General features: G+C 77.7%; 3 protein-coding genes and 2 pseudogenes. 1 reads left to right on the top strand and 4 read right to left on the bottom strand.

Features of this window, described 5'->3' with window-relative positions; all coding sequences use genetic code 11:
* Nucleotides 1–183 (bottom strand): annotated as a pseudogene (locus tag GTR00_RS15820) (glycosyltransferase family 1 protein); the annotation flags it as partial.
* Nucleotides 180–1,583, bottom strand: coding sequence for a sugar transferase (locus GTR00_RS15815; protein ID WP_166612552.1), 1,404 nt, complete (start codon nucleotides 1,581–1,583; stop codon nucleotides 180–182). The gene GTR00_RS15815 and the pseudogene GTR00_RS15820, both read right to left, overlap by 4 nt.
* Nucleotides 1,584–1,798: 215 nt before the next feature.
* Here GTR00_RS15815 and GTR00_RS15810 point away from each other — a divergent pair, with 215 nt between their 5' ends.
* Nucleotides 1,799–3,190, top strand: a complete 1,392-nt coding sequence (locus GTR00_RS15810) for a polysaccharide biosynthesis tyrosine autokinase (protein ID WP_166612551.1) — start codon at nucleotides 1,799–1,801, stop codon at nucleotides 3,188–3,190.
* Here GTR00_RS15810 and GTR00_RS15805 read toward each other — a convergent pair.
* A complete protein-coding gene (locus tag GTR00_RS15805; RefSeq protein ID WP_166612550.1) occupies nucleotides 3,139–3,720 on the bottom strand; it encodes an arsenate reductase/protein-tyrosine-phosphatase family protein in 582 nt (193 codons plus the stop codon). The two genes, GTR00_RS15810 and GTR00_RS15805, sit on opposite strands and share 52 nt — an antisense overlap.
* 61 nt (nucleotides 3,721–3,781) lie before the next feature.
* Nucleotides 3,782–4,158, bottom strand: a pseudogene (locus GTR00_RS15800) (AAA family ATPase); the annotation flags it as partial.

The following is a 4,158-nucleotide window of genomic DNA, read 5'->3' as shown; positions in this document are numbered from 1 at the left end:
GGCCGGGCGCAGGCGGCGCAGCACGCGGCGCGCGTCGCCGGGGCGCAGCCGGCGCGTGCCGGTGCCCTCGGCGAAGAGCACCGGGTAGCGCTGGGCGAGCGCGGCGGTGGCGCGGTGCTGGTTGGTGGCGACGACGGCGTCCCAGTCGGCGGTGCCCAGGACCAGCACGGCGGGCGCGCTCACCGGCCCGCCGCCGCGAGGACCTGCACGACGGTGCGCAGCAGGATCTTCACGTCCAGCCACAGCGACCAGTTCTCCACGTAGTGGTTGTCGAAGCGGGCGCGCTCGTCGATGGAGGTGTCCCCGCGCAGGCCGTGCACCTGCGCCCAGCCGGTGATGCCGCAGGGCACGCGGTGGCGCCACAGGTAGTCCTCGTGCTCGCGCTCGAAGCGCTCCACGAAGTACGGCCGCTCCGGGCGCGGGCCCACCAGCGACATGTCCCCGCGCAGCACGTTCCACAGCTGCGGCAGCTCGTCCAGCGACAGCCGGCGCATCCAGCGGCCCAGCGCGCTCAGCTCCTCCTCGCCCACGCCCCAGCGCGGCACGCCGTCGCCGGCGGGCCGGTGGGGCACGGTGCGCAGCTTCAGGACCTCGAAGCGGCGCCCGCCCAGCCCCACGCGCTCCTGGCGGAAGAGCACGCCCGGACCCAGGTCGGCGCGCACGGCGGCGGCGCACAGCAGCAGCAGCGGGCTGAGCACCACCAGCCCGGCCGCGGAGGCGGTGACGTCCAGGACCCGCTTGAGCGGCCAGGACGCGGCGCGGAACGCCGGGCGGCGCAGCTGCACCAGCGGCACCCCGCGCAGCGACTCCACGAGGCGGTGCGAGCTGCTGACCTGCCAGAAGCGCGGCACGGCGAAGATCTCCACGTCCAGCCCGTGGCAGCCGCGCAGCACGTCCACCACCACGGCCTCGGGCACGTTGGAGTAGCCGATGAGGACCACGGCGGCGCGGTGCCGGCGCACCAGCTCGGGCAGCTCGGCCAGCTCGCCCAGGACGGGCACGGGCCGGAGCTCGGGGGGCAGGCGCGGGTCGTCGTCGACGAAGCCGACGGGCAGCAGGCCGTGCTCGCCGCGCTGCAGCAGCTCCACCAGCTGCGCGCCGAGGCCGCCGCAGCCCACCACCAGGGTGCGGTGGGCGACGCGGCCGCTGCGGCGCGCGCGCCGGCGCAGGACGTGGGTGCCGGTGCGGGCCAGCACGACCAGGCAGGTCTGCACGGCCACCGCCGCGACCGCGCAGCGGTCCACGCGCCCCGCGCCGAAGGCGGCCTCGGCGATGGCGCCGACGCCCACGCCGGCCAGCGCGCCGCCCAGCAGCAGCGGCAGGTCGTCCAGGACGCTGAGCTCCAGGCGCGGGCGGTACAGGCCCAGCCAGCAGTGGGCGAGCAGGACGGAGACGCCCAGCACGGCCACGGACGGCGCGCGCTGCGCGGCGGTGGCCAGCAGCACCGCCAGCACGCAGGCGGCGTCCGCGGCGAACAGCGCCAGCGGCAGCTGCGAGCGCCGTCGCCGGGTGCGGGCGCGCGGGGGCGCGCCGGGCGGCGGCTGCGGGCGCGCGCCCGTCGCCGGGTCACCGGTCAGCGTCACGTCGTTGCTCCCCGCTCGCGGTGGGCGATACCACGCGGATCGGTGGTCCCCGAGGACCTTCGACGCGTCGGCGCGTCGCCTTGAGCGCGCACCGCCCTGGTCCGCCCGGGTCCGCCCGGGTCCGCGCGGCGGCGGGGGCGTTCAGGTGGGCGGCGGCGCGACCGATGGGGGGGTGGTCACCCGCCCGCCAGCGCCCGGAAGGAGCCCGCCGCCCGATGGACCTGGTCGACTACCTGCGCGCGCTGCGCAAGAACTGGGTGCTGGTGGTGCTGTCGGTGCTGCTGGGCGCCGGTGCCGGCGCGGGCTCGTGGGCGCTGAGCGCCCCGGTGTACCGGGCGGACTGCCTGCTGTTCGTGTCGATGCACGACACCGGTGGCGCCGCCTCGCTGATGCAGGGCAGCGTCTTCACCCAGCAGCGGGTGCAGTCCTACACCGGCGTGCTCACCAGCCCGCGGGTGCTGCAGCCCGTGGTGGACGAGCTGGGCCTGGACACCACGGCCCGCGACCTGGCCGAGCACGTCGGCTCCAGCGCCCCCGTCGGCACGGTCCTCATCGAGGTGACCGTCGACGAGTCCTCCCCGGAGCTGGCCGCGCGCGTGGCGGACTCGGTGGCCGAGCACTTCGGGGAGGTCGTCAGCGAGCTGGAGCGCCCCTCGGCGGACGCCCCCAGCCCGGTGCGCGTCACCGTCCTGCGCCCGGCGGAGGTGCGCGGGGACCCCATCGCGCCGCAGCTCTCGCGCGACCTGGCGCTGGGCCTGCTGTGCGGCCTGGCCGCCGGCACGGGCCTGGCGGTGCTGCGCGAGGTGCTGGACACGACCGTGAAGACGGTGGGGACGATCACCGACCTGGGCGCCCCGGCGCTGGGCGCGACGCTGGTGGCCCCGCCCGGGGAGCGGCCGGAGCTGGTGGCGGTGCACGCCCGCACGCCGCAGTCGGAGGCGGTGCGCCAGATCCGCACGAACCTGCAGTTCGCCGACGTGGACCACCCCCCGCGCGTGGTGGTGGTGACCTCCGCGGTGCCCGGGGAGGGCAAGAGCACCACGGCGGTGAACCTGGCCCTGGCCAGCGCGGCGGCGGGGGTGCGCACGATCCTGGTGGAGGCGGACCTGCGGCTGCCCAAGGCGGCGCAGTACCTGGGCGTGGACGGCGGCGCGGGCCTGACGACGGTGCTCTCCGGGCGCGCCGACGTCGACGACGTGCTGCAGCCCTACGGCGACACCGGCCTGTCGGTGCTGGCCAGCGGCCCGGTGCCGGTGAACCCCTCGGCGCTGCTGGGCTCGCGGCACATGGCGGACCTGCTGGAGCGGCTGCGCGAGCGCGCGGACCTGGTGGTGGTGGACAGCCCGCCGCTGCTGCCGGTGGCCGACGCGGCGGTGCTGGCGCGCCAGACCGACGGCGCGATCGTCGTGGTGCGCCACGGCCGCACCACCCGCGACCACCTGACGCGGGCGCTGGAGCGGCTGCGGGCGGTGGACGCCACCGTGCTGGGCGGGGTGCTGTCGATGGTCCCGGCCCGCCGTTCGGACTTCTCGTACTCCTACGACTACGGGTACGGCTACCAGCCGGAGCCCTCCGCGGAGGCGGAGCCGTCCCTGGCGGAGCGCTGAGGCGCGCGCCGGGCGGGGGTCACCGGCAGCGCCGCCAGGACGGCGTCGACGGCGCCGGCCACGCGCAGCGCGGTGCGGCGGTGCTCCTGCTCGGGGCGGCGGTGCACGTCGGGCAGGTCGTCCTCGGCGGGGTCGGCGGTGGGCGGTCCGGCGGTGCCCAGGGCGGTGGCCACGCGGGCCAGCTCCAGCAGGGTGAAGGTGCGCGCCTGCGCGACGGGCAGCACGTCGAGGACCTCCGCGCGGTGCCGGCGCGTCATCGTCAGCACGGCGCCGGCGCCGCGCACGAGCGCCTCGTCGAGCTGGCGGGCGGCGAAGCGCGGGGGGACGGGGGCGCCGAGCCGCGCGGCGACGGCGGCGGTGACGGGGTCCACCGCGCTGCCGGCGAGGGCGCGCGTGCCGGCGCTGGCGACGCGCACGGCGGCGGCGCGGGTGCCGAAGCGCTCGGCGAGGCGCCTGCGCAGCACGGCCTCGGCGAGCGGGGAGCGGCACACGTTGGCGGTGCACACGACCAGGACCGTGAAGCCGCTCACCGCCGGGCCGCGGGCGGGTCCACGGCGCCACCCCTCACGGCGCCACCCCTCACGCCACCCCTCACGGCGCCATCTTGAGCACCTGCCGGCGCTCGCGCAGCGCGGCCAGCAGGGCGGCGGTCCCCACGTGCCGGCGGCCCTCCAGGACGGCCTGCTTGGCCGCGGAGCGGGCCGCGGCGCTGACCTCCTCGTGGCTGAGGCCGCTGGCGGTGGAGGCGACCCGGGGCCACTCCACGGCGCTGAGGTCGAAGCCGCGCAGGCGGCGCAGCACCACCTCGTGCACGACGCCGGTGCTGGGCAGGGGGTAGTCCACGAGGGTGTCGAAGCGGCGCAGCAGGCCGCGCTCGAGCACCTGGGGGCGGTTGCTGGTGGCGATCACGAGGCTGCGGGAGTCGTCCTGGGCGAGCAGGGTGGTGAAGGAGCGCAGCAGCTCGCGCC

Origin of the sequence: Kineococcus indalonis (genome assembly GCF_009906395.1) — a bacterium.
In the GTDB taxonomy this organism is placed as follows: Bacteria; Actinomycetota; Actinomycetes; order Actinomycetales; family Kineococcaceae; genus Kineococcus; species Kineococcus indalonis.
This window is presented reverse-complemented; position numbering and strand designations above follow the sequence as displayed.

What these genes read in the sequence shown, in the direction of transcription:
- GTR00_RS15810 (WP_166612551.1), top strand. Translation starts at nt 1,799, where the DNA reads ATGGACCTGGTCGACTACCTGCGCGCGCTGCGCAAGAACTGGGTGCTG.